The organism is Sphingomonas sp. (genome assembly GCF_041661885.1).
GTDB lineage: Bacteria > Pseudomonadota > Alphaproteobacteria > Sphingomonadales > Sphingomonadaceae > Sphingomonas.
Genome location: NZ_JBAZTL010000001.1, coordinates 569329 through 593121, shown reverse-complemented (window position 1 = coordinate 593121; position 23793 = coordinate 569329). Strand labels below are relative to the sequence as shown.

Sequence of the window (23793 nt, the reverse complement as noted above, 5' to 3'; positions counted from 1 at the left end):
ATCACCAAAATTGCCGTATAAATACGGTAGCGGGACGCCTTTCGAAGCCCCGCCACCTAAAAACCACTTCAAGCCGAAGTCAAAGCAGGCGGCGTGCTCGAATCATCGGGCAGCGCCGGACGCTTGTCGAACACCTGGTCAACCAGACCAAAGTCCTTGGCCTCATGCGCCTCGAGGAAGGTGTCACGGTCCATCGCCCGCTCAATCTCTTCGATCGGCTTGCCAGTGTACTGCGCATAAAGCGAGTTCATCCGGTTCTTGATGCGCTGGATTTCCTTGGCCTGAATCTGGATATCCGATGCCATGCCCTGCGCCCCGCCCGAAGGCTGATGAATCATGATGCGCGCGTTGGTCAGCGCAACCCGCATCCCCGGCTCACCGGCGGCGAGCAGGAAGCTGCCCATCGACGCCGCCTGACCGATGCAGACCGTGCCGACGCGCGGGCGGATGTACTGCATCGTGTCATGGATCGCCATGCCCGCCGTGACGACCCCGCCCGGCGAGTTGATGTACATGAAGATGTCCTTCTTCGGATTTTCCGATTCGAGGAACAGGAGCTGCGCGGTGATGACCGCCGCCATATGATCCTCAACGCCGCCCGTTACGAAGATGATCCGCTCGCGCAACAGACGCGAATAGATGTCGAACGAGCGTTCGCCGCGGTTCGATTGCTCCACCACGATCGGCACAAGGCCATCTTGAATGGGAGCCAGAAAGTCGCCGGTGTCGAACGGATTGCGCATGATGAGCCTTTTAGTCCTTATGCCCCGAGAAGAACGGAAATTCGTACCGCATACATCGGCGCTGGCGGAAACGAGTTCAAGCCCCGCCTGCCATAGCACCTTGGTCGATACGGCGATCGTCACCGCCGGGTGCGCGGTGCGCCAGATACGCCAGCCGCCGCACCTCACGCCGACCACGCACCACCGTATCGAGAATCAGCCCGGTAAACACGTTCAGCGCCGCGAGAATCGTCAGCCCGGTCGCCATCACCGCCGTCGGCAAACGCGGCACGAGATGGGTGTGCATATAGGTAATGACCAAGGGGATGCCGAACGCCAAAGCGGCGGCGAACAGCAGGCCCGCAATCACACCGAAGAACAAGAGCGGCCGCTCGATCCGGTACAGCGTCACGATCGTGCGCGCGATGCGGAAGCCATCGCGATAGGTGCTGAGCTTCGACACCGATCCTTCGGGCCGCGCGAAATAGGGTGTTTCGATCTCGCCCACCGGCATCTTGAGTTCGAGCGCATGGACGCTGATCTCGGTTTCGATCTCGAAACCCGACGACAACACCGGAAAACTCTTCACGAATCGCCGGGAAAACACACGGTAGCCCGAGAAAATATCGGTGAAGCTGCGCCCGAACAATTGTGCCAATAGCCCGGTCATCGCCTTGTTGCCCAGCACATGGCCCCGGCGATAGGCGGCGGTGACCTCGGTCACGCGACTGCCGACCACCATGTCGAGCTGCTCGTCAAGCAGGCGCTGTACCAACGCAGGCGCGACGGTCGCGTCATAGGTCGCGTCGCCATCGGCCATCACATAGATATCGGCATCGACATCGGCGAACATGCGGCGGACGACGTTGCCCTTGCCCTGCATCCGCTCGGTCCGCACGATCGCACCCGCGGCGCGCGCCACCGCAACGGTGTCGTCGGAGCTGTTGTTATCGTAGACGTAAATCGTCGCATCCGGCAGCGCGGCACGGAACCCGGCCACCGTCTGCGCGATGGCGGCACTCTCGTTATAACAGGGCAGCAGGATGGCGATGCGCGTGGTCATGGCTCTGCCATAGGGGTGAATGGTGATCGGTTCGACCCCCTTTGTAACAGGGGAGCCACCGGAAGCGTTGGTAATGTCTTCCCACCCGTCTTGCCGAACGCTTCCCCCCGAAACGACATCACCCCCGAGGCAAGCCCCGGGGGTGACGACGTGCAGATGCGAAAGGACGCTTATTCTGCCGTATCGGTAGCAGCAGCCTTCTTCTTGGCGGGAGCCTTCTTGGCAGGCGCCGGAGCCGCTTCGGCTTCACCTTCGTTGGCGGCGGGCTCAGCCGCAACAGACTTCTTGGCGGGGGCCTTCTTGGTCGCGGCCTTCTTCACCGGCTCGGCTTCAACCAGCGCATCACCAGCGGCGGCAGGTTCGATGTCGGCGGCTTCCATTTCCTGCGCGTCGTCGGTCGAAGCCTTGGCTTTCTTCGACGCGGCCTTCTTGGCGGCCTTGGGCTTGTGGTTTTCGTGATCGTGGCTGTGCGTGCCGGTCGAGAAACCTTCTTCGCTCTCGATTGCCGCTTCCAGCTCTTCGCGCGTCACTTCGCGATCGCTGACTTCGGCCTTTTCGAACAGGAAGTCGACGACCTTGTCTTCGTACAGCGGCGCGCGAAGCTGTGCTGCCGCCATCGGCTCCTGTTGGATGTATTGCAGGAAGCGCTTGCGGTCCTCAGGGCCGTATTGCTGCGCAGCCTGCGCGATCAGCCGGTTCATTTCCTGCTGGCTGACTTCGACGCCATTGGCCTGGCCGATTTCGCTCAGCAACAGGCCCAGGCGAACGCGGCGCTCGGCGATCTTGCGGTAATCGTCGCGCTCGGATTCCATCTCGGCGAGCGCGGCTGCCGGGTCTTCCTCATGCGTCGCTTCGTGCTGGAGCTGCTGCCAAATCTGGTCGAATTCGGCTTCGACCATCGACGGCGGCACTTCGAAATCATGGCCTTCGGCGAGCTGGTCGAGCAGCTTGCGCTTCATGTGGGTGCGCGTCAGGCCGTTCAGCTCCTGCTCGATCTGACCCTTGAGCAGACCGGTGAGCTGCTCAAGGCTCTGCAGGCCGAGCGAGGTGGCGAGTTCGTCGTCAATCTTGGTCTCGCCCGCGGTCTTCACGGTCTTGACCGTCAGATCAAAGGTCGCGGCCTTGCCTGCGAGTTCCTTGGCCTGATAATCCTCGGGGAAGCTCACGTTGATCTGACGCTCGTCACCGGCCTTCACGCCGACAACCTGCTCCTCAAAACCGGGGATCAGGCGACCCGAACCGATTTCGACCGACATGTCCTCGCCAGTGCCGCCCTCGAACGCAACGCCGTCGACCTTGCCGACGAAATCGAGCACGACGAGATCGCCGGTCTTGGCGTCATACGCCGCATCGGCCTCTTCCCAGCGCTTCTGCTGGTCGGCGAACTTCTGGAGCTGCTCCTGCACGACGGCGTCGTCGGCGGGAACGGTCAGGCGCTCGAGCTTCAGATTGTCGATCGCGGGGGTCGGCACGTCGGGGAGCACTTCCAGCTCGACCTTCACATCGGCATCCTTGCCGAGTTCATAGCCGTCATCGAGGCTGACCGAGGGCTGCAGCGCGGGGCGCAACTTGTGCTCGGCGATCAACTCCTGGATGCCCTGCTGGATCGAGGTGTTGAGCGCATCCTGCATCAGCGCCTCGCCGTGCATCTTGCGCACGAGGTTCGCGGGAACCTTGCCGGGGCGGAAGCCGGGCATCCGCACCGTTGGCGCAACGCGCTTCAGTTCGGCGTCCACGCGCGAATCGATGTCCTTCGCGGTGATCTTCAGCGTGTAGGCGCGCTTCAGCCCCTCGTTCAACGTCTCGACAGTTTGCATACTCAAGTCGTGCCTTTTACAGGAATTTCTGATGGCTACCGCCCGTTTGCCACGGGCGGCCTGGTGCGGGCGAAGGGACTCGAACCCCCACATCTTGCGATGGCAGGACCTAAACCTGCTGCGTCTACCAGTTCCGCCACGCCCGCATGGGACACCGCCGGTGTGGGGCGCGTCTATACCAGCCCTATGGCCGGGGGCAAGCGCGCAAACAGACTGGCTTTATATTGCGCAACCGCCGACGATGCTCGCGCGTTGTTCAACATCGAGGAGAATCATCATGGCCACCACGCCCCCAACCGAATTGCCGCCCTTCCCGAGCGAACCCGGCCAGCCCGACCCGGTGCCAACCGAATTGCCAAGCCCGACCCCCGACGTGGACTTCCCCGCTCCCGACGCAACGCCGGGCGACGAACCGTTCCAGCCGACCGATACCGGCCTGACGGGGGATTTTGGGTGAGCGACGAGATCAACAAGGGCCCGCTCGACGATCCCCGCGACAACACCGATCCGCGTAGCGACCTCCAGCAGAAAGTCGAAGCCCGCAAGGACGCAGTCGAGTGCGGCGAAGGCGGCAAGGAACCCGATGCGTTCACCTCCGCCGGAATGCCTGACGGCGTTGGCGGAACAGGCGGTGTGGTGAAGAATCAGGGGGATGACGGGCAGTAAGTCTCGCTATCCGACGAGGGAAGCGAAGACTCTTGCCCTTTGTCAGCGTTACCTCACGGTAACGGGACCGACAGCATCCGGTGCGGGGACGACGGAAAAGTCGTAAACTCTGGACCTCCCGCTTTCGCCTGAGAAGATGAACGCGTATTCGCCTGGAAGCATATCGTTGTTAGCGCTTACTTTGAAAATCCCATCGCCAACCTCCGTCGCGGAAAAGGCCGCAGTGTCCTTTTCATTGACGCCCTTCCGTAAATTGATCGAGAAGTATGCCGACATTCGACCTACCTCGATCTCGCGAGCATTCCCCTTCTTTTTAAACCGGACCAAGCTGAATTCGCTAGGCGACTGTGCCGCAATGGAACGGTCAACCCCAAAATCGCTGACGTTACGATCGGCCGCATCAAAGTAGAAATAAAATGTGGGATTCTTCGACGACGCAATATTTCTACTCTCAGCCTGAGGAAGCACGAGAAGGTTCTTCAAGGGAAACAAAATACTACCGTTCCCGGTCGTGCGGTTTCCGCTGCTGACAACAGGCCGGATAAGGGACAGTTGGGCAGGCTTCACCCAATCTACAGCCAAATATATACCCGGTGCATGTTTAACCATTGGATCAGACGAATTGATCTCCCCACCTTGCGCACGGGTGGAGGCAACGCATCGACTTACCATAGCCGTTATGATACCATCCGTAACACCCGCGCGTTTCAGGGCGATTAATCCATCGGTTGAAACGTCATAAGCACAAGGAAGGCTATTCACCTTAGCGATGATGGCAGCTTCGCCAAGGCCAGCCTTCCCTAACGTTACCACACTGTTATTGTCAAAAACCTGCGCAGAGGCGGCCTGTGTTACGCTAAGCGCCATAAGTATAGCGAATTTCCGTAACATGCACCTCTCCCCTATATAGACGTATCTTCATCTATCCGCGGAAAGTATTCTTTTCAACACCTCATTCACCACGCCCGGATTGGCCTTGCCGCCCATCGCCTTCATCGTCTGGCCGACGAAGAAGCCGAACAATTTGTCCTTGCCGCCGCGATACTCGGCGACCTTGTCGGCGTTGGCGGCCATCACGTCGGCGATGACGCGTTCGATTTCGCCGGTGTCGCTGGTCTGCTTCAGGCCATGTTCTTCAACCACGGCGGCGGCGCCCTGCCCGGTTTCGAGCATGATCTCGAACACCTGCTTGGCGAGCGTGCTCGACAGCGTGCCATCGCCGATCAGGCCGAGCAGTTCCGCCGCCTGCGCCGGGCTGACCGGCGCGTTTTCAATGTCCTTGCCGGTGCGGTTGAGCGCGCCGAACAGCTCCGATGTCGTCCAATTGGCCGCCGCGACCGGCGCCGCGCCGCAATCGAGCAGCGCATCGAACCAGCGCGCCGCCTCGACCTCCGCCGTCAGCACCGCCGCCGCATAAGGCGTGATGCCAAGCGCTTCGAAACGACGGCGCTTGGTGTCGGGTAGTTCGGGCAGCGACGCGCGGCATTCGGCGAGGAACACCTCGTCGAGTTCAAGCGGCAGCAGGTCAGGATCGGGGAAGTAGCGGTAATCGTGCGCATCTTCCTTCGACCGCATCGAGCGCGTTTCGTTACGGTCAGGGTCGTACAGCCGCGTTTCCTGGACGATGCGCCCGCCATCCTCCAGCACCTCGACCTGGCGGCGCGCTTCCTGCTCGACCACCGCCATCACGAAGCGCACCGAATTGACGTTCTTGGTCTCGGTGCGCGTGCCCAGCGGCTCGCCTGCCTTACGCACGCTGACATTGACGTCCGCGCGCATCGAGCCTTCTTCCATATTGCCGTCGCACGACCCAACATAGCGCAGGATCGATCTGAGCTTGCGCAGATAAGCCCCTGCTTCGGCAGGAGACGTCATGTCGGGCTTGGACACGATTTCCATCAGCGCGACGCCCGAGCGGTTGAGATCGACATAAGAGCGCGTCGGGTGCTGATCGTGCATCAACTTGCCGGCATCCTGCTCGACATGGATGCGCTCGACGCCGATGCGCTTGCCGTGCGCATCAGGGTTCTTGTCGTCCAGGCTGATGTCGATCGCGCCCTCGCCCACCAACGGGTGGTAAAGCTGGCTGATCTGGTAGCCCTGCGGCAAATCGGCATAGAAATAGTTCTTGCGGTCGAACCGCGACCATGTGTTGATCTGCGCCTCGATCGCCATGCCGGTGCGCACCGCCTGGCGGATGCATTCGCGGTTGGGCACGGGCAGCATCCCCGGCATCGCGGCATCGACCAGCGACACTTGCGTGTTGGGCTCCGCGCCAAACGCGGTCGCCGCGCCCGAGAAGAGCTTGGCATTGGTGGTGATCTGCGCATGGACTTCGAGGCCGACCACGACCTCCCAGTCGCCGGTTTCGCCGCGGATGGTGTAGGGGGATTCGGTCATGCGTCGGTCTCGGGTGTGATAAGGGTCAGGTCTGGGAAATAACGGCGATACGGGCGAGGGTCACGCGTTAACAAGTGTGCGCCAAGCGCTTCGGCCTCGCCGCCAATCAGGAAATCGGCAAGCAGCTTCTCGCGCCCGCCCCCTGCAGCCCGATAGGCACGGTGCGCCTGCCCGGCGTGGTACGCTCCAGCCACGCTCAACGGCAAGAGCGGAATGCCGAACGCCGAGCACAGCTCTCGCAACTCCACAAGCGTACCCCCGCGTGAGGCAAGCTCTCCAACGGTGACGGCAGTCGTCCCGACCGGCCCCGCGAGGCGCGCCAGCGCAACCGCGCGCATCGACCACGGCTCCCACGCCGGATCGCGATCGCGCAGATCGATCAACACGTTCGTATCAACAAGAATCACGAGAGGAAGGGATCGTCGCCACGGATTTCCTGCATGATCTCATCGGTCGACCGGTTCTCGCGAAGGTGCGCGAAGCGATCGGATGCCGCGCGCATCTCGGCAATCAGGCGCTGCACCTCCGCCTCGCGATCCAGCTTCGGCTTGCGAATCACGGCTTCGTCTCCACCCCGCCAATCGATCTCGACCGGCTCATTCGGCTTAAGCCCGAGCGCGTCGCGAACATCCTTGGGGATGGTGACTTGGCCTTTGACCGTCAGATTGCTGAGCTTGCTCATGGTACGGTATTACCATTTTGGCGTAATACCGTCCACCGTGCTCCGTGAATTTCTACGTAGGACGATGACGCAACCAATCTACCACCAACGCTCCGCCCGCGCGGTGAAGCCTGCGCGTTGCTCGATCGCGAGGCCAGCGTTCAGCACACTCTGCTCATCCAGTGCCTTGCCGATGATCTGAAGCCCGAGCGGTAGCCCCTGCCCGTCCAGCCCGCCCGGCACGCTCATCGCCGGGAGCCCAGCGAGCGAAGACGGCACGGTGAACACGTCGTTCAAATACATCGCGATCGGGTCGGCCGACTTTTCGCCCAGCGCAAACGCGGCGGAAGGTGCAGTCGGGGTCAGCAGTACATCGCATTTGGCCCAGGCCTGTTCGAAATCGCGCGCGATCAGTGTGCGGACCTTCGATGCCTGTGTGAAGTAGGCGTCGTAAAAGCCTGCGGACAGCACATAAGTGCCGATCATGATGCGGCGCTTCACTTCATCGCCGAAACCGGCAGCGCGGGTCGCGGCATACATATCCTGCAAGCCTGCCCCCTCGGGCAAATCGCGCAGGCCATAGCGCACGCCGTCATAGCGAGCGAGGTTGGACGAGGCTTCGGCGGGCGCGATGATGTAATACGCCGGCAGCGCATATTTGGTGTGCGGCAGCGAAACTTCGACGATCTCCGCGCCCGCATCCTTCAGCCATTCGATCCCCTGCTGCCACAGCGCCTCGATCTCGGGCGGCATCGCGTCGACGCGATATTCCTTGGGAATTCCGACGCGCTTACCCTTGAGATCGCCTGACAATCCAGCTTCCCAAGCGGGCACCGGCAAATCGAGCGAGGTCGCGTCCTTGGCATCGAACCCGGCCATCGCCTCGAGCATGATCGCGCAGTCGCGCACGTCGCGCGCCATTGGTCCTGCCTGATCGAGCGAGGAAGCGAAAGCGATCGTGCCCCAACGCGAGCAGCGGCCATAGGTCGGCTTGATGCCCGAAATGCCGGTAAAGGCGGCGGGCTGGCGGATCGATCCGCCGGTATCGGTGCCGGTCGCCGCCGGGCACAGCCGCGCCGCGATCGCCGAGGACGACCCGCCCGAAGACCCACCGGGCGCAAGCGGCGCGGTATCGCCATTGTTGCGGCGCCACGGCGAGATGACGTTGCCGAAGGCGCTGGTCTCGTTCGACGATCCCATTGCGAACTGGTCGAGGTTCAGCTTGCCCAGCATCCCCGCGCCCGCGCTCCACAGATTGGCCGAGACCGTCGATTCATAGGGCGGGGTGAACCCCTCCAATATGCGGCTGGCGGCGGTGGTCGGCACGCCGTTGGTGCAGAACAAATCCTTCATGCCGATCGGCACGCCCGCCAGCGGCCTCAACGTTTCGCCAGCGGCGCGCGCGGCATCGGCGGCGTCGGCAGCGGCCAGCGCATGATCGGGGGTTTCGACGAGGAAGGCGTTGAGCGCCGTGGCGGCGGACACATTGGCGATGAAGCCCTCGGCCACTTCGCGCGCGGAAAAGCTGCCGTCGCGCACGCCATCACGGATGGCGGCAACGCCGAGATCGGTAAGGTCGGTCATTTCATCATCCCTTCCCGTTCCCCCGCGAAAGCGGGGGCACAGGGCAACGCGCGCAGCGTCTCTGTTTTCTGGATCCCCGCTGATGCGGGGATGATCGAAGGCTGTCGTGCCGACATCATTCGATCACCTTGGGCACGGTGAAGAAACCGTGTTCGGCCTGGGGCGCATTGACGAGCACGGCGTCACGAATGCCGCCGCCGGTCAGCGGATCGGCATTCACGACATCGTCGCGCAGGCGCAGATGGTTGGGGATGACCGCAGTCATCGGCTGGACGCCGGTGCAATCCACCTCGCCCAATTGCTCGATCCATCCCATGATGTTGTCGAGCTCGGGCGCGATGCGCGCGGCGTCTTCCTCGGTAATGGCGATACGGGCAAGACTCGCGATCTTGCGGACGGTGGCGATGTCGACTGGCATGGATCGCGGCTAGCAGAGCGCCCAAGCCTTGCGCAACCTATTCGAACGGATCGCCGACGGGAACGCCCCCGACAAAGACCCGGCGCGCGGGCACCGAACGGATCTCCACCTTGCCCGCCACGTCCCCGGCTTTCAGCGCGGCGCGCTCGGCGGGCGTGAGCGGGGCTCGCGTGTTTTCATCGACACGCTCCCATGTATCGCCCGCCCGTTGGTAGCGCGAGCCGCCGCAGCCTGATCGCAGCCCCCGGACAACCGGAACACCGCGCACGCCTTTTTCTTCGGGATCGCGCGCCAGATCGTCGATGCAGCTTTGCGACAATGACACCGCCTCGCTGGCGCCGGGAGTGTACAACACAGTGCAGCGATCCTGCCGCCCCGTCCCGCATCCCTGCCAATCGGTGAGCTTGGCCCGCAAGGCGAGCGGCACGGGCACCGTCACCGGCAACACGCGCAACCGCTTCACCAGCAGATCAGCGTCGGTCTGCGTGCGGTCGATCGCCGCGACGTCCCAGCGATTGGTCTTGCCAGACACCTCCTTGGCGCGCGCCGCGACCACGAGGTTCTTCGATCCCGCCAGCCGCTTCAGCGCCGCTTTGCCGGGATCACCGAAATCGAACGCCAGCGCCGCCCAGTCGAACTTCTCAGGGGCGGTCTTGCCCGATTCGAGTCGCGCGACCTGATCGGCGGTCGACAGCGCATTGAAACTCAGCAGCGGCGTCGCCAGCACCAGCCCAACCCCCGCGACGACAAAGGCCAGACGCAAATTGCTCGGCCGCACCCACGAACCCCAGCGCATCCGCCCGCGCGCCAGCGCGACGAGGTAAACGACGCCATAAGCGGTGGCAAAGGCGACGAACACCACCGCCCACAACCGATCGGGCGTCAGGCCATATTGATCGATCCGCAGCCCCGTCGCGATCGCCGCGATTACCGCCAGCGGCAATACTGCGAGCGCCAGCACCATCGCGCCGACCCGCAGCACCGGATTGCGCAATTCCTCCTGCTCGCCATTGCCGATCACCGCATTGGCGAAGATCAGCGCGCCGATCACGCAGCTCAGCAGGATCGGCGTGGTCGATTTGGTCGCCTCCCACAGCGCGTTCAGCCCGGTGAACGGCAAGGCGACGAGAAACACCAGCAGCCCCAGCCCAAGCACCGGTGCCAGCACCGCCAGCACCGATGTCACCACGCGCTGCAACAGCCGCAGCACACCGTCGCGTTCGCGCAGCAGCCCCAGCGCCGCGCCGAAGCTCGCGCCGAACAGCACAGCGACGAACCAATTATGCTGCAACAGATCGCGCAGGAAATGCAGCCCGATCAGCTCGAACAGCGCCGACAGCAACCACGCCAGCGCGAACACGATCCCCGTGAACAGCCAGCACGCGCACCACAAGACGACGTTGGTCCAGGCATGTCCGTGGACATCGGCATAAGGGAATCGCCACGCCGCCTCGTCGCGCGCGGTCTGGAACAGCGGCACGGCGATCGCGATCGACAGAAACAGGCTGGCGCTGTGCCAATCCCGCCACATCCCCCAGCCGCCGCCATTCCAGTAGAACACCAGCCCGGCAACCGCGCCGACCACCACACCGAACACCACCGCCCAATGCGCCCGCCGCCACTCCAGCGCGAATCCGAAGGTCACCGCACCCGTGCCGATGGCCGTCGTCAGCGCGATTCGCCAGTTTTCTGGGTCGACCGACGGAAAGCGGACCGGGCGACCGACATCAAGCAATTGCTGCACCGCCAGCGCGGCCAGCGCGGCCAGCGCCCCGACGATCGCCAAGATCAGCGGACGCAACCGCCATCCCGCATCCATTTCGAAATCGGTCGATTCGGTCATCTGGCTGCTCCCCGCTTCCGGACACGACCGGACGCCAACGCCAAGGCGATTGCAAGCGTCGTCATCCTGCTGCACGGAAATCGCATGACCAGTGCATCGCTCCTCCAGAAAGGTTGACCCCGCGCGTGGCACGTAAGTTCCTTTATGCCTTTGCGGTTCTGATCGTGCTCGTGATCGCGGGCGGCTTTGCTTATGCGATCTGGGGCGTCGATCTCATCAAACTGGCGATGGTGCCGCGCGCCGCCTTCGTCGCGCTGCCGCCCGAACCCGCCGCTGCTTATGGGCGCGCCGATATGTGGCTCGCGCGGCCTGACAAGTCCGGCAACCCCGCCTTATGGACTCCGGTCGGCTATACCCCGAGCAAGGACAGCAAGGCAGCGGTATTCTTCCTCCACCCGACATCCTACCTCAACCGCGCGCGCTGGAATGCGCCGCTCGACGATGCCGAGGCCAATGCCCGCGCGGAACTGTTCCTGCGCGCGCAGGCAAGCGTGTTCAACGAAGTCGGCGATGTGTGGGCACCACGCTATCGCCAGGCGACCTTCGGTGCGTTCCTGACGACGCAGGCCGCCGCCAACCAGGCGCTGAACCTCGCTTATGGCGACGTTGCCACCGCCTTCGACGCCTTCCTCGCGCAGGCCGGAGATCGCCCGATCATCCTCGCCGGGCACAGCCAGGGTGCCCTGCATCTACTGCGGCTGTTGCGCGAGAAGGTCGCGGGCAAGCCGCTCGCCCGGCGCATCGTCGCGGCCTACCTCATCGGCTGGCCGGTCTCGCGCACCGTCGACGTGCCGACGCTCGGCCTGCCCGAATGCCGCACCGCCGATCAGGCCGGGTGCCTGCTGTCGTGGCAAAGCTTCGCCGAACCCGCCGATCCCGCGCTGATCCTCGACGCTTATGCCGCCAGCACCGGCACCGACGGCAAGCCGCGCCGCGGCACGCCGATGATCTGCACCAACCCGCTGACCGGCACGCCCGATGCCGCCGCCACCGCCGACGCCAATCTCGGCACGCTGTTCCCCGCCCCCGATCTCGCCAGCGCGACGATCGAACCCAAGCGCGTCCCCGCCCGCTGCGACGCGCGCGGCCTGTTGCTGATCGGCACCCCGCCCGCGCTCGGCGGCTATGTGCTGCCCGGCAACAATTACCACGTCTATGACTACAGCCTGTTCTGGGCGAACGTGCGGGCGGACGCGGCACGGCGGCTGGCGGCGTTCGACAAGCAATGATGCCGCCCCCCCGCCCCGTTCGCCGTGAGCCCGTCGAAGGGCCCGTCTCCGCAAGCGGGTCGGTCGCGTTTGGAGAGCTGTGCTTCGACGCGCTCCGCACGAACGGAAAGTGCGCATGATCACCACCGACCGCACAGAATTCCGCGCCGCCCTCCCCACCGGTGGCCGCCTGATCGGCCTCGATGTCGGCACCAAGACCATCGGCTCCGCTTTGTGCGACGCCGGGTGGAGCTTCGCCTCCCCCGCCCTGCTCATCCGTCGCACCAAGTTCCAGAAGGACAAAATCGCGCTCGCCGAGCTGATCGCGGCGCAGCAGGTAAAGGGCATCGTCATCGGCCTGCCGCTCAACCTCTCCGACGGCAGCGAAAGCCCGCGCAGCCAATCAAGCCGCGCGTTTGCCCGCAACATGGCGGATTTGGGACTGCCGATCTTCCTGCAGGACGAACGCTGGTCGACCGTCGCGGTGACACGCACGCTGATCGAACAGGACGCCAGCCGCGCCAAGCGTGCCGAACTGGTCGACAAGATGGCAGCCGCCTATATTTTGCAGGGCGCGATCGACGCGCTGGTGGCGGTTTAGCGGTTGTCCGCCCCCGGCCAGGATACGCGCGGGAACAAATCGTGCTCCTCGCGCAGGATGCGCCGCCGCAGCGCCTGCAATATCTCGCGCGTCGCGGTACGAAACCCCGCCCACTCGTTCTGAATGCGCTCGATCGGCCAGGCCGCGTGATATGAAGCAAAGGCCTCCGCCATCGCCGCCACATCCACCAGCAGTGGCTCCGCCAGTGGCGCCGTCTTCCGGTTCGCCAGCAACATGGGATAAAGCAGCCGGTCCTCCATCGCGAGATGCTTGGTCAGCACCCGATTGAGCCGCCAGCGCAACCCCGACAACGCATCGCTCGGGCCATCAGCCTCGATCTCGGCGAGAATCTGTTTCGCTATCGCGCAGAGCTCCTCATGCTCCTCCGCTAGAACCGCACGTCCGATCAATACGCCCCCCCCCCCGCTCCACACCCACATTGATGTTGCACCTGCGTAACGCACCTATCCTAATGGAATGTTATCAAAAATTGCGTTTTACACGGCGGATCGTCAGGCCTGCCTTGCCACCGCGCGCGCGCGCCGCTACCCGACGCTCTCGATGCAACCTTCCGATCACAGACCCGCCTCGCTCATCCCCGGGCGTGCCGTGTTCCCGCACCGGCACCTGACCGGAATCGAGGGTTTGCAACCGCATGAAATCGTGTTTCTGCTCGACGAGGCCAATGGCTGGGTCGCCGCCAATCGCACCCGCGCGATCAGCGACAAGCGACTCGGCGGACTGACGCAGATCAACGCTTTTTTCGAGAATTCGACCCGCACGCTGCTGTCGTTCGAAATCGCCGGAAAGCGGCTCGGGGCCGATGTCGTCAACATGCACGCGGCGCAAAGCTCGGTGAAGAAAGGCGAAACGCTGATCGACACCGCGATGACGCTGAACGCGATGCGCGCCGACGTGATCGTCATCCGCCACATGTCCTCGGGCGCGGTGCGGCTGATCGCGGGCAAGGTCGATTGCCCGGTGCTCAATGCTGGCGACGGGCAGCACGAACATCCGACGCAAGCGCTGCTCGATGCGCTGACAATCCGGCGGCGGCGCGGGTCGATCGCGGGGCAGCGCGTGGTGATTTGCGGCGACGTGCTGCACAGCCGCGTTGCGCGCTCGAACATCCTCGCGCTGACCGCGCTCGCCGCCGACGTGCGTGTGTGCGCCCCGACCACGCTGATGCCCGCCGCAATCGAGCGAATGGGTGTCACGCCCTTTACCGATTTCGACGAAGCGCTCGAGGGGGCCGATGTCGTGATGATGCTGCGCTTGCAGAATGAGCGGATGAATGGCGGCTTCGTGCCGTCCAACCGCGAATATCATTTGCGCTATGGCCTCACCGAAAAGCGCCTCGCGCGCGCCAAGCCCGATGCGCTGGTAATGCACCCCGGCCCGATGAACCGTGGCGTCGAAATCGATTCGGTCGTGGCCGATCACGCGCGCTCGGCGATTACCGAGCAGGTCGAAATGGGGGTGGCGGTGCGCATGGCCTGTCTCGATGTGTTGACGCGGCGGTCGCGCGGCGTGGCGGGTTGGGCATGAGCCGGACGCTGGCCCTGCTCAACGCGACGCTCGTCTGCCCGGTGGCGGGCGTGTCGGCGGGCGGCGTGCTGATCGAGAGCGATACGATCGTTGCGACCGGCCTCATCGACGTGCCAGAGGGCGTCGAGACGATCGATTGCGGCGGCCAGGTGCTCGCCCCCGCGATCATCGATCTCGGCGTGTTCGCGATCGACCTGCCCGCCTTTCATGCTGGTGGCATCGTGCGCGTCGGGTTGATGCCCGATCAGTCGCCCGTGCTCGACGACCCCGGCATCGTGCAGCGCGCCGCGCTGATCGGGCGGCCGGGCCTGTGGATTCACCCGATCGCGGCGGCAACGCGCGGGCTCGCGGGCACCGACCTCGCCGAAATGGCAATCAACCGTGACGCTGGCGCGCGCGCGGTCGGCACCGGTGCCGGCTGGATCGCGGATTCGGGCGTGATGCGCAAAGTGCTGGCTTATGCTGGCGATCTCGGGTTGACCGTCATCACCCATGCCGAAGATGGCGGGGTGACGGCGGGCACCGTGGCGACCGCAGGCGAGACCGCGACGCGCATGGGCCTGCCCGCCGCCCCCGCCATTGCCGAGCCGCTCGCCATCGCGCGAGACCTGATGCTGGCCGAGGAAACCGGCGCTGCACTGCACATTCGCCAAGTCACCACCGCCGCCGGGTTCGATCTGGTCCGTGCGGCCAAACGGCGCGGCGTGCGGGTCACCTGCGGCATTACGCCTGCCCATTTCATGCTGTCCGATATCGCGATGACCGATTTCCGCACCTTCGCGCACTTGTCGCCGCCCTTGCGGTCGGAAAGCGACCGGCAAGCGGCGCTGGCGGCGCTGGCCGATGGCACGATCGACGTGCTGTGTTCGGGCCACGATCCGCATGGCCCCGAGGAAAAGCGCCTGCCCTTCGCCGATTCGGCCTCGGGCATGGCGGGTGCGGAAACGCTGCTTGCTCTGGGGCTGGGGTTGGTGCGCGACGAGACGATCACGATGGAACGGCTGTTCGCGCTGCTCGCCGCCAATCCCGCGCGCGTGATGGGGGTTGCGGCGGGAACGCTGTCAGCCGGTGCGCCCGCCGACCTGCTGCTGCTCGACCCGCACGCTCCCTGGCAAGTCGATGGCAGCCGCTTGCACGCCAAGGCCGGCAACACGCCGTTCGACGGCTTGCCGGTTCAGGGCAAGGTGCTGCGGCTGTTCAAGGGCGGAAGCACCCTCGCGCTTCCGGCCTGATGCTCAGCGCGCTTATGCTCAGCGCGAGGCCAGTTCGCGCCCCTTGGCCCACATCGCAACCTGATCCCCCGCGCCCGCACGGACGAAGCAGGTGCCACCGTGGGCACGGTAACCCTGGCACATTGCCACGGCATCGCCGCGTGCGAAGCCGCCCACCGACAGGCGATAGAAGCTCCGGCCTGCTGCAGTGACGCTCATGCCCTGCGGCGTGTGCCCGGCAAAGGCGGCATAGCGGCGTGAGGCGCGGCCCCACGCATCGTGCGCCACGCCTGCGGTGTCATACGCACCGAGCTGAACGAAATAGCTGCCCTTCGCGGTGGCACGCGGCGCCGCCGCAACCGCGACCGCCGCGCGCGACACGGCTGCGCCCCGCTTGGCCCGCACATCGGCAACCGCCACCGGCAAGGGCTGGACGACTTCCTTGCGCTCGGCAAAGACGACCCCGGCGATGCTCGGCCCGACCATCGGTTTGGCTTCCGGCTCGGCCGCAGCCACGGCAAGCGGTGCCGGTGTTACAGCGGGCGCAGCCTCGGCCTTGCCCGGCATGTAGGTATCGATTGGCGCGGCTGCGGCCAAGGCCGTTGTCGCGGGGGCCGTCGTCGCGGGCCGTGAATTGTTCAGCGCCAGCGCCGTCGGCAGGCCGGGATCGACCACGGGCGTCACGCCAAGCAGCGCCGCGACTTGATCCGACGCCGAAGTGGGGCGCGAAAAGGTCGACCATTGCAGGATGCGTTTGGCGACGTCGGCGGGGGCGATATCCATCGCCACCACGGTCTGCGCTTCGCGCCACCGCCCGGCAAGCGCCAGGCTGAGCGCGAAATTCTGGCGGATTTTGGCATCGGCATCGGGCGCACGTGCCGCCGGCCCCAGCACTTCGACCGCCGTGACCGGATCGCCCGCCAGCGCCATCGCCAGGCCGCGATCACTGACCGGAATCGTTACCGCATGGGCATCCAGCGTCGTGCGCGCGCCGGCCCAATCGCCCGTCGCAATCTGTGCCAGCGCGAGGTTCAGCGCGACCTTGCCATTGCCGTCATCGAGCGACAGCACGTCCGCGAACACGTCGCGCGCCGAAGCGAAGCGCCCACCTTTGAGATAGCTTTGCCCGAGCAACAGGCGATAAGCCGCGACCTGCGGCTGATCGCCCACCGCCGCCTCGGCATGACGAATCGCAACGTCGAATTTACCATGTGAGAGCGCGGCTTGCGCCGCAGCCGCTTCCACGCGACCGTGCTTTTCCGCCCGCGACTGTTCGCGCGCGCTTGCGGCGGCGATGGTCGAGGTGGCGACGGCGGCAAGCGTGCCCCCCGCCAGGCAAAGCGCAAGCCCCAGCGTCAGGGGGCCGAAAGTGATGGCGGACCGGGTCTTCATCGTATCTCCCCCTCAGGGATGGCTAACGCTGAGCCCGCGTCGGAAGCTGGCGCACCAACTGGTCGACTTCGGGCAGGGATTGCAGGAACTGGTCGAGCGCTTCGGTCACCAGCGTTTGCGCGGACGCATTGTGCAGTGCGCTGGCGAGCCGCAACCGGAGGTGCCGGTCCTCATCGAGCCGCAGCGTGAAGGCCGATTTGGGGCGGCGCTTGCCGTGCTTCTTCTTGGTTTCGCGTTCGATCCGGCTGGCGGTGGCAACCGATACGGGCTTCATCACGATCGGACGCGCGGCTTCGACCGGCGCGGACGCGGCGAACTCCTCGCGCAGCACTTCGCGCTGGACCAGAACCGGGGGAACCGGGGGAACCGGGGCCACCTCCACCATCGGCGCATGATGATCGCCCATGTCGTTCCAGCCGAGATCGTCCTGTGCGCCCGGCATCGCGCCGAACCCGCCAAAGCCCTGCGGGCGCATCGCGGGCTTGGCCTGCCCTTTGCGCGCGAGCAGCGTCGAGGAGAGCGACGCGAGCGGCTTTTGCTGACCGAACATGCTCATTTCAGCTCACCACCCGGCGGCCGAAACCACCCGCTGCCGGACGTTGCGCCCCGAAACCGTTGGCGACGTTGGGCGCTGCAAACACAGTGCGCCGGAAATTCTTTTCGAGCCGGTCCGAGATATAGGTCCACAAGTCGCGGATTTCCTGCGCCGACTTGCCATTGCCATCCACTTCCATAACCGTGCGCCCGTCGATCATCGACGCCGCGAAATCGGTGCGATGGTGGATCGTGATCGGCGCGACGGTGCCGTGCTGTGACAGCGCGACCGCCGCTTCGGAGGTGATCCGCGCCTTGGGCGTTGCGCCATTCACGACGAACAATAACGGTTTACCTGCGCGTTCGCACAGATCGACCGTGGCCCCGACCGCGCGCAGATCGTGCGGGCTCGGGCGCGTGGGGATGACGATCAGCTCGGCCACCGCGATCACGCTCTGGATCGCCATCGTGATGGCGGGCGGCGTGTCGATCATCGCCAACCGGAAACCCTGCTGGCGCAGCACTTCCAGATCGGCCGCCAGCCGCGCGACCGTGGTCTGCGCGAAGGCGGGATATTCGCTTTGCCGTTCATTCCACCAATCGGACAGCGACCCTTGCGGATCGATGTCGATCAGCACGACCGGACCTGCCCCGGAAAGCTGGGCCTGAACGGCAAGATGCCCGGACAAGGTGGTCTTGCCCGATCCGCCTTTTTGAGATGCCATCGCGAGGACGCGCATGAGCCCCTTTCACTCCCGCTATTCGAGAGCCATGCCTGCCATGCCATCCCTCAAGGAACGGTTAACGGTTGGGGGACTGCTCCCCCTTTAGGATGAGTGCATGTAACAAAATCTTTGCCATGATGCGGCTACAAGGCATGATCGGTTGAAGAAACACGGGACGGAACCACTTTTATGCGCAATGCGCTGATCCTTGGCGTGGCCGGGCTCTTGCTAACGGTCGGTGCGGCTGCGGTGCCTGCCGTCGCGGATGTGCGCGATGGCGTCGATGCCTGGAGCCGCGGCGACTATAGAAAGGCGGTCGATGAGTGGCGCCCTGCGGCGATTGCGGGGGATGCCGATGCGCAATTCAACCTGGGGCAAGCCTATTCGCTCGGGCGCGGCGTGCCCGTCGACATTCCGATCGCCGAAAGCTGGTTCCGCAAGGCAGCGATGCAGGGCCATATCGAGGCCGAGGCGAAATATGGCCTGGTGCTGTTCGACCAGAAAAAGCGCGCCGAGGCGCTGCCCTGGCTCGAAAAGGCGGTGAAGCGGGGCGAACCGCGCGCCGAGCTGGTTTTGGGGACGATGCTGTTCAATGGCGACAATGTCGCGAAGGACTGGCCACGCGCTTATGCGCTGCTGGTGCGCTCCGCCGCCGCGAGCACGCCGGGCGCTTCCGAAGTGCAGGCGCAAATGGATACGCTGATCCCGACCGCCCAGCGCCAGCAAGGGCTGGTGCTGGCGCGGCAATATGAGGCCGAGGCACAACGCCCGCAGCTTCCGCCCGAAATTTCCGGACGCGGGACCAGCACGGCGATGCAGGGAACCGACTTGCCGCCGTCGCAATATGACCCGAACGTCGGCAACCGGCCCCAAATCGTTTCACTTGCGCCCTCGCCTCCCTCCACCCCGGCGAAGCCGCGCGCGGCGCCCCGCGCCGCTGCGATGGCCGATACGCCCCCTGCCCCGGCGGTTGGCCACGGTGGCTGGCACGTTCAGCTCGGGGCCTTTGGCGATCCTGGCAATGCGCGCAAATTGTGGGGCCAGGTCGGCGGACGTTTTGCCGGGGCCAGCGTCAGCTACGTCAAGGGCGGTGCGCTGACGCGCGTGCTGGTCGGGCCCTACCCCTCCCGCGCGGCGGCGGCGGCGGCGTGCGGCGCGGTGCGCCCCTGCGTGCCGGTCAACCAATAACGCGTTACGCGCCGACCCACTCTGCGCGCGGAATGCCCTGCGCATAGAGCAAGGCCGAAAGGTCGCCCTGGTCGATCCGCGCGTCGGCCGCTGCTGCCACGACGGGCTTAGCGTGATACGCCACGCCCAGCCCGGCGGCGCGGATCATCGCGAGATCGTTCGCACCATCGCCCACCGCCAGCGTCGCCTCGGGCGGCAGGTTCAGCTCGGCGGTTGCGGCGAGCAGCGTCTGCAATTTGGTGTCGGAGCCGATGATCGGTTTGGTCACCGTGCCCGACAAGACTCCGCCCGCAATCTCCAGCCGGTTGGCAATGGCGCGGTGGAAACCGATCTGCGCCGCCACCGGCTCTGCAAAACGGGTAAATCCGCCCGAAACGAGGATCGCGGTCGCGCCGCGCGCGCGCATCGTGCCGATCAAGGCGACGGCCCCCGGCATGATTGTCACCCGTTCGGCCAGGCAACGCTCGATCACCGCCTCATCCAGCCCCGCCAACAAAGCGACCCGCGCATCGAGCGCCCCTTCAAAATCGAGTTCGCCGCGCATCGCCGCTTCGGTAATCGCCGCGATTTGCGGCTTGATCCCGGCATAATCGGCGAGTTCGTCGATGCACTCGACGGTAATCATCGTCGAATCCATGTCGGCGACGAGCAGCTTTTTCTCACGTCCGTCCGCCTGCTGCACCACGACGTCGATGCCGGGAAACACGCCCTCCAGCGCGGTGCGCGCGGCATCCGATGCGAGGCCAAAGGCGATGTCCGCCGCCTTGCCGGGCTCGATCCAGCCCTGTGCGACAGGCGAACAGCCAGCCGCCTCCAGCCGATCCATCGCCGCGGAAATTTCACCCGCAGCCAGACTATCCGATGCTATCAGCGTTGCAATGAACACACGTCACCTCCCGAGGCTCGCGCTCATCGCAGGGCCGACCGCAAGCGGCAAGTCCGCTCTCGCGGTTGCGGTTGCCGAACGCCACGACGGCATCGTTATCAATGCGGATTCGGCGCAGGTGTACCGCGATTTGCGCGTGTTGACCGCGCGCCCGACCGTAGAAGACGAAGCGCGCGTGCCGCACCGGCTGTTCGGCCATGTCGATGGTGCGGACGGGTATTCGGCGGCGCGCTGGGCGGCGGAGGCCGCGCGCGAAATCGACGCCGCGCACGCTGCGGGCAAGCTGCCGGTGCTGGTTGGCGGCACCGGCCTGTATCTGCGAACCTTGCTGGACGGCATCGCGCCCGTGCCGGAGATCGACCCGCAAATCCGCGCGGCGGTTCGCGCGCTGCCGGTGGTGGAGGCCCATGCCGCGCTGGCTCTGCTCGACCCGCCCGCCGCCGCGCGGCTCGCGCCCGCCGACACCACCCGCGTCGCCCGCGCGCTGGAAGTGGTACGCTCAACCGGCAAACCGCTGGCGGACTGGCAGGCGGCGCGCAGCGGCGGAATCGGCGGGCGCGTGGCGCTCGCCGCGCTCGTGCTGCTGCCCGACCGCGACTGGCTGATGGCGCGCTGCGATGCCCGCGCGGCGGCGATGTTTGCTGGGGGCGCCCGCGCCGAAGTGGCGGCATTGCGCGACCGCACCGACATCCCCCCCACCGCGCCGATCCGCTGCGCAATCGGCGTGCCCGAAATGCTGGCCGTTCTGGCCGGAGAAATGACCGAAGATCAGGCGCTTGATCTCACCCGTATCGCCACACGCCAATATGCCAAGCGGCAATATACCTGGTTCCGCAACCAACCCCCGTCGAGTTGGAGGCATAGCAACGCGTTAGAAACAATCGAACTATCTTTCGAAATAGATAGATTATTACACAATAAGTGATTGACACGCACATTTCGTGCAACTAGCAGCGCCGCTCCAACGCTGCTAAAGCCGCAGCGTCGAAGGAGACGAGACGTGACCGAGAAAAGCGGAGCAGACATCCTGATCGAGGCGCTGGGCGATCTCGGCGTGGAGGTTGTGTTCGGCTATCCCGGTGGTGCCGTCCTGCCGATTTACGACGCGCTGTTCCGCCACAATGCCGCGGGCGGTCGCATCAAGCATATTCTGGTGCGCCATGAACAAGCCGCGACTCATGCCGCCGAGGGCTATGCCCGCTCGACCGGCAAGCCCGGCGTCGTGCTCGTCACCTCCGGCCCCGGCGCGACCAATGCCGTCACCGGCATCACCGATGCGCTGATGGATTCGATTCCGATGGTGGTCATCACCGGTCAGGTGCCGACCGCGCTGATCGGCACTGACGCGTTTCAGGAGGCCGACACCGTCGGCATCACGCGCCACTGCACCAAGCATAATTATCTGGTGAAGGACCCGGCCAAGCTCGGCGCGACGATCCATGAGGCATTTTACATCGCCACCTCGGGTCGCCCTGGCCCGGTCGTGATCGATATCCCCAAGGACGTGCAAGTCGCCACCGCGCGCTACACCAAGCCCGGTCCGATCCGCCACAAGACCTATCGCCCGCAAGTGAAGGCCGATCAGGCGAGCATCGAGGCGGCGATGGACATGCTCGCCGCCGCCGAGCGCCCGATCCTCTATACCGGCGGCGGCATCATCAATGCCGGGCCGGCGGCGAGCCAATTGCTGTGCGAACTGGCGCGGATCAGCGGTGCGCCGGTCACCTCGACGCTGATGGGTCTCGGAGCCTATCCGGCAAGCGGCCCGCAATGGCTCGGGATGCTGGGAATGCACGGCACCTACGAAGCCAATCTGGCGATGAACAAGGCCGATTTGATCCTGTGTCTCGGTGCGCGCTTCGACGATCGCGTGACCGGGCGACTCGATGCGTTCAGCCCCTATTCGCGCAAGATCCATGTCGACATCGATCGCTCGTCGATCAACAAGAATGTCCGCGTCGATTTGCCAATCGTCGCCGATGTCGGCCATGCGCTGGAAGACATGGTGCGCGTGTTCAAGGCCCGCCGCCATCCCAAGCCCGATCTTGCCGAATGGTGGCGGATGATCGCGGGCTGGCGCGCGGTGAAAAGCCTCGATTTCGCCGAGACCGGTGCCGAAATCATGCCGCAACGCGCGATCCGCGCTTTGTGGGAGGCGACGCACAAGCGCGGGCCCATCATCACCACCGAAGTCGGCCAGCACCAGATGTGGGCCGCCCAGCATTTCGGCTTCGAAGCGCCGAACAAATGGCTGACGAGCGGCGGCCTCGGCACGATGGGCTATGGCCTGCCTGCCGCGATCGGCGCGCAGCTCGGCAATCCCAAGGCTTTGGTCATCGACATTGCCGGCGAAGCCTCGATCCAGATGAACATCCAGGAGCTGGCGACGGCGATGCAATATCGCCTGCCGGTCAAGATTTTCATCCTCAACAACGAATATATGGGCATGGTCCGCCAGTGGCAGGAACTGACCTATTCGAGCCGCTATGCCGAAAGCTATTCGGACACATTGCCCGATTTCGTGAAGCTGGCCGAGGCCTATGGCTGGAAAGGCATCCGCATCGAAGGCGTGGATCAACTCAACGACGGCATCGCCGCGATGCTCGATCATGACGGGCCGGTGCTGGTCGATTGCCGCGTGGCAAAGCTCACCAACTGCTTCCCGATGATCCCCTCGGGCGCAGCCCATACCGACATGCTGCTCGCATCGAGCGAAGTGTCGGGCGAAATGGACGACGAAGCGAAGGCGCTGGTCTAATGCACATCACCGAAGAAAAAACGCAGCGGCACACGCTGGCCGTGATGGTCGATAACGAGCCGGGCATTCTCGCCCGCATCGCCGGGCTGTTCACCGCGCGCGGTTACAATATCGAGAGCCTGACCGTGTCGGACGTCACCGCCGATCAGGCGGTCAGCCGCATCACCATCGTCACCTCGGCCAGCCCGCATGTGATGGAGCAGATCATGGCGCAGCTCGACCGGCTGGTGCCGGTGCATTCGGTGACCGATCTCACCGCGCTCGGGCCGCATGTCGAGCGCGAACTGGCCTTGCTCAAGGTCGCGGGACTCGGCGAACACCGGATCGAGGCACTGCGTCTGGCCGACGTGTTTCGCGCGCGGGTGGTCGACACCACCATCAACAGCTTCGTGTTCGAACTGACGGGCGGTCGCGAGAAGATCGACGGCTTCATCGCGCTGATGCGGCAAGTCGGGCTGTGCGAAGTCGCGCGCACCGGCATCGTCGCCATCGCCCGAGGGGACAAGGCGATCTGAGCCTACAAAAAGAACGTCATCCCCGCGCAGGCGGGGATCCATAATCACGAGCG

General features: G+C 64.9%; 25 protein-coding genes and 1 tRNA gene. 10 read left to right on the top strand and 16 right to left on the bottom strand.

Annotated elements, in window-relative coordinates; translation table 11 throughout:
- Positions 1-68: 68 nt before the first annotated feature.
- The 4 genes from WC704_RS02940 to WC704_RS02925 form a co-directional block, all read right to left on the bottom strand.
- Positions 69-743 (bottom strand): ATP-dependent Clp protease proteolytic subunit, encoded by a 675-nt coding sequence (locus WC704_RS02940; RefSeq protein WP_010403211.1) that lies wholly within the window; start codon positions 741-743, stop codon positions 69-71.
- Positions 744-819: 76 nt separating this feature from the next.
- Positions 820-1785 (bottom strand): glycosyltransferase family 2 protein, encoded by a 966-nt coding sequence (locus tag WC704_RS02935; protein ID WP_372888476.1) that lies wholly within the window; start codon positions 1783-1785, stop codon positions 820-822.
- Positions 1786-1955: 170 nt separating this feature from the next.
- A complete protein-coding gene (gene tig / locus WC704_RS02930; protein WP_372888720.1) occupies positions 1956-3602 on the bottom strand; it encodes a trigger factor in 1647 nt (548 codons plus the stop codon).
- Between the two features lie 61 nt (positions 3603-3663).
- A tRNA-Leu gene (locus WC704_RS02925) sits at positions 3664-3748 on the bottom strand.
- A 131-nt stretch (positions 3749-3879) separates the two neighbouring features.
- Between WC704_RS02925 and WC704_RS02920 the strand changes: the two genes are divergently transcribed.
- Complete coding sequence (locus WC704_RS02920; protein WP_372888475.1) at positions 3880-4059, top strand: hypothetical protein; 180 nt, start codon at positions 3880-3882, stop codon at positions 4057-4059.
- Entirely contained in the window at positions 4056-4268 is a 213-nt protein-coding gene (locus tag WC704_RS02915; RefSeq protein WP_372888474.1) for a hypothetical protein, read from the top strand. Before WC704_RS02920 ends, WC704_RS02915 begins: the two co-directional genes overlap by 4 nt.
- 48 nt (positions 4269-4316) lie before the next feature.
- Here the strand turns inward: WC704_RS02915 and WC704_RS02910 are convergent, their stop codons facing one another.
- From WC704_RS02910 to WC704_RS02880, 7 genes are all read right to left on the bottom strand, one after another.
- Positions 4317-5159 (bottom strand): hypothetical protein, encoded by an 843-nt coding sequence (locus WC704_RS02910; protein ID WP_372888473.1) that lies wholly within the window; start codon positions 5157-5159, stop codon positions 4317-4319.
- A 27-nt stretch (positions 5160-5186) separates the two neighbouring features.
- A complete protein-coding gene (gatB, locus tag WC704_RS02905; protein ID WP_372888472.1) occupies positions 5187-6668 on the bottom strand; it encodes an Asp-tRNA(Asn)/Glu-tRNA(Gln) amidotransferase subunit GatB in 1482 nt (493 codons plus the stop codon).
- Positions 6665-7075 (bottom strand): type II toxin-antitoxin system VapC family toxin, encoded by a 411-nt coding sequence (locus tag WC704_RS02900; protein ID WP_372888471.1) that lies wholly within the window; start codon positions 7073-7075, stop codon positions 6665-6667. Before WC704_RS02900 ends, gatB begins: the two co-directional genes overlap by 4 nt.
- Positions 7072-7350, bottom strand: a complete 279-nt coding sequence (locus WC704_RS02895; protein ID WP_372888470.1) for an AbrB/MazE/SpoVT family DNA-binding domain-containing protein — start codon at positions 7348-7350, stop codon at positions 7072-7074. The genes WC704_RS02900 and WC704_RS02895 overlap by 4 nt, the downstream gene beginning before the upstream one ends.
- A 78-nt stretch (positions 7351-7428) precedes the next feature.
- Positions 7429-8913 (bottom strand): Asp-tRNA(Asn)/Glu-tRNA(Gln) amidotransferase subunit GatA, encoded by a 1485-nt coding sequence (gatA, locus tag WC704_RS02890; RefSeq protein ID WP_372888469.1) that lies wholly within the window; start codon positions 8911-8913, stop codon positions 7429-7431.
- 115 nt (positions 8914-9028) lie between these two features.
- A complete protein-coding gene (gene gatC / locus WC704_RS02885; protein ID WP_372888468.1) occupies positions 9029-9331 on the bottom strand; it encodes an Asp-tRNA(Asn)/Glu-tRNA(Gln) amidotransferase subunit GatC in 303 nt (100 codons plus the stop codon).
- A 37-nt stretch (positions 9332-9368) separates the two neighbouring features.
- On the bottom strand, positions 9369-11174 hold the full coding sequence (locus WC704_RS02880) for a DUF4153 domain-containing protein (protein WP_372888467.1): 1806 nt from the start codon (positions 11172-11174) through the stop codon (positions 9369-9371).
- 125 nt (positions 11175-11299) lie between these two features.
- Here WC704_RS02880 and WC704_RS02875 point away from each other — a divergent pair, with 125 nt between their 5' ends.
- Together WC704_RS02875 and ruvX are read left to right on the top strand one after the other, a co-directional pair.
- Complete coding sequence (locus WC704_RS02875; RefSeq protein ID WP_372888466.1) at positions 11300-12403, top strand: DUF3089 domain-containing protein; 1104 nt, start codon at positions 11300-11302, stop codon at positions 12401-12403.
- Positions 12404-12518: 115 nt separating this feature from the next.
- Positions 12519-12983 carry a Holliday junction resolvase RuvX gene (ruvX, locus tag WC704_RS02870; protein WP_372888465.1) on the top strand — a complete coding sequence of 155 codons (465 nt, stop codon included), beginning with the start codon at positions 12519-12521 and terminating at the stop codon, positions 12981-12983.
- On the opposite strand, the gene WC704_RS02865 is transcribed toward ruvX, so the two are convergent.
- Positions 12980-13393 carry a hemerythrin domain-containing protein gene (locus WC704_RS02865; protein WP_372888464.1) on the bottom strand — a complete coding sequence of 138 codons (414 nt, stop codon included), beginning with the start codon at positions 13391-13393 and terminating at the stop codon, positions 12980-12982. The genes ruvX and WC704_RS02865 overlap by 4 nt on opposite strands.
- Before the next feature lie 151 nt (positions 13394-13544).
- On the opposite strand from WC704_RS02865, the gene WC704_RS02860 reads away from it, so the two are divergent.
- Positions 13545-14531, top strand: coding sequence for an aspartate carbamoyltransferase catalytic subunit (locus WC704_RS02860; protein WP_372888463.1), 987 nt, complete (start codon positions 13545-13547; stop codon positions 14529-14531).
- Positions 14528-15763 carry a dihydroorotase family protein gene (locus WC704_RS02855; protein WP_372888462.1) on the top strand — a complete coding sequence of 412 codons (1236 nt, stop codon included), beginning with the start codon at positions 14528-14530 and terminating at the stop codon, positions 15761-15763. Before WC704_RS02860 ends, WC704_RS02855 begins: the two co-directional genes overlap by 4 nt.
- Positions 15764-15781: 18 nt before the next feature.
- Here WC704_RS02855 and WC704_RS02850 read toward each other — a convergent pair whose 3' ends face one another.
- Genes WC704_RS02850 through WC704_RS02840 form a run of 3 tightly spaced genes read right to left on the bottom strand, consistent with a single transcriptional unit; the run spans position 15782 to position 18408 of the window.
- Entirely contained in the window at positions 15782-17134 is a 1353-nt protein-coding gene (locus WC704_RS02850; protein ID WP_372888461.1) for a tetratricopeptide repeat protein, read from the bottom strand.
- Between the two features lie 22 nt (positions 17135-17156).
- Positions 17157-17690 (bottom strand): hypothetical protein, encoded by a 534-nt coding sequence (locus WC704_RS02845; RefSeq protein ID WP_372888460.1) that lies wholly within the window; start codon positions 17688-17690, stop codon positions 17157-17159.
- Position 17691: 1 nt separating this feature from the next.
- Positions 17692-18408 carry an AAA family ATPase gene (locus tag WC704_RS02840; protein ID WP_372888459.1) on the bottom strand — a complete coding sequence of 239 codons (717 nt, stop codon included), beginning with the start codon at positions 18406-18408 and terminating at the stop codon, positions 17692-17694.
- A gap of 174 nt (positions 18409-18582) precedes the next feature.
- On the opposite strand from WC704_RS02840, the gene WC704_RS02835 reads away from it, so the two are divergent.
- Positions 18583-19581, top strand: coding sequence for an SPOR domain-containing protein (locus WC704_RS02835; protein ID WP_372888458.1), 999 nt, complete (start codon positions 18583-18585; stop codon positions 19579-19581).
- Positions 19582-19585: 4 nt separating this feature from the next.
- Here WC704_RS02835 and serB read toward each other — a convergent pair whose 3' ends face one another.
- Positions 19586-20467, bottom strand: a complete 882-nt coding sequence (gene serB, locus WC704_RS02830) for a phosphoserine phosphatase SerB (RefSeq protein ID WP_372888457.1) — start codon at positions 20465-20467, stop codon at positions 19586-19588.
- Between serB and miaA the strand changes: the two genes are divergently transcribed.
- The 3 genes from miaA to ilvN all read left to right on the top strand — a co-directional run bounded on the left by miaA (position 20460) and on the right by ilvN (position 23740).
- Positions 20460-21392, top strand: a complete 933-nt coding sequence (gene miaA, locus WC704_RS02825; RefSeq protein WP_372888456.1) for a tRNA (adenosine(37)-N6)-dimethylallyltransferase MiaA — start codon at positions 20460-20462, stop codon at positions 21390-21392. The genes serB and miaA overlap by 8 nt on opposite strands.
- Before the next feature lie 75 nt (positions 21393-21467).
- Positions 21468-23225, top strand: a complete 1758-nt coding sequence (locus tag WC704_RS02820; RefSeq protein WP_372888455.1) for an acetolactate synthase 3 large subunit — start codon at positions 21468-21470, stop codon at positions 23223-23225.
- Positions 23225-23740 carry an acetolactate synthase small subunit gene (gene ilvN, locus WC704_RS02815; protein WP_372888454.1) on the top strand — a complete coding sequence of 172 codons (516 nt, stop codon included), beginning with the start codon at positions 23225-23227 and terminating at the stop codon, positions 23738-23740. The genes WC704_RS02820 and ilvN overlap by 1 nt, the downstream gene beginning before the upstream one ends.
- The last annotated feature ends 53 nt before the right edge of the window (positions 23741-23793 follow it).

Excerpts from the sequence above, each read along its gene's own strand:
- WC704_RS02940 (WP_010403211.1), bottom strand. The coding sequence starts at position 743 with ATGCGCAATCCGTTCGACACCGGCGACTTTCTGGCTCCCATTCAAGAT.
- WC704_RS02935 (WP_372888476.1), bottom strand. The coding sequence starts at position 1,785 with ATGACCACGCGCATCGCCATCCTGCTGCCCTGTTATAACGAGAGTGCC.
- tig (WP_372888720.1), bottom strand. The coding sequence starts at position 3,602 with ATGCAAACTGTCGAGACGTTGAACGAGGGGCTGAAGCGCGCCTACACG.
- WC704_RS02920 (WP_372888475.1), top strand. The coding sequence starts at position 3,880 with ATGGCCACCACGCCCCCAACCGAATTGCCGCCCTTCCCGAGCGAACCC.
- WC704_RS02910 (WP_372888473.1), bottom strand. The coding sequence starts at position 5,159 with ATGTTACGGAAATTCGCTATACTTATGGCGCTTAGCGTAACACAGGCC.
- gatB (WP_372888472.1), bottom strand. The coding sequence starts at position 6,668 with ATGACCGAATCCCCCTACACCATCCGCGGCGAAACCGGCGACTGGGAG.
- WC704_RS02895 (WP_372888470.1), bottom strand. The coding sequence starts at position 7,350 with ATGAGCAAGCTCAGCAATCTGACGGTCAAAGGCCAAGTCACCATCCCC.
- gatA (WP_372888469.1), bottom strand. The coding sequence starts at position 8,913 with ATGACCGACCTTACCGATCTCGGCGTTGCCGCCATCCGTGATGGCGTG.
- gatC (WP_372888468.1), bottom strand. The coding sequence starts at position 9,331 with ATGCCAGTCGACATCGCCACCGTCCGCAAGATCGCGAGTCTTGCCCGT.
- WC704_RS02880 (WP_372888467.1), bottom strand. The coding sequence starts at position 11,174 with ATGACCGAATCGACCGATTTCGAAATGGATGCGGGATGGCGGTTGCGT.
- ruvX (WP_372888465.1), top strand. The coding sequence starts at position 12,519 with ATGATCACCACCGACCGCACAGAATTCCGCGCCGCCCTCCCCACCGGT.
- WC704_RS02860 (WP_372888463.1), top strand. The coding sequence starts at position 13,545 with ATGCAACCTTCCGATCACAGACCCGCCTCGCTCATCCCCGGGCGTGCC.
- WC704_RS02855 (WP_372888462.1), top strand. The coding sequence starts at position 14,528 with ATGAGCCGGACGCTGGCCCTGCTCAACGCGACGCTCGTCTGCCCGGTG.
- WC704_RS02850 (WP_372888461.1), bottom strand. The coding sequence starts at position 17,134 with ATGAAGACCCGGTCCGCCATCACTTTCGGCCCCCTGACGCTGGGGCTT.
- WC704_RS02845 (WP_372888460.1), bottom strand. The coding sequence starts at position 17,690 with ATGAGCATGTTCGGTCAGCAAAAGCCGCTCGCGTCGCTCTCCTCGACG.
- WC704_RS02840 (WP_372888459.1), bottom strand. The coding sequence starts at position 18,408 with ATGCGCGTCCTCGCGATGGCATCTCAAAAAGGCGGATCGGGCAAGACC.
- WC704_RS02835 (WP_372888458.1), top strand. The coding sequence starts at position 18,583 with ATGCGCAATGCGCTGATCCTTGGCGTGGCCGGGCTCTTGCTAACGGTC.
- miaA (WP_372888456.1), top strand. The coding sequence starts at position 20,460 with ATGAACACACGTCACCTCCCGAGGCTCGCGCTCATCGCAGGGCCGACC.
- ilvN (WP_372888454.1), top strand. The coding sequence starts at position 23,225 with ATGCACATCACCGAAGAAAAAACGCAGCGGCACACGCTGGCCGTGATG.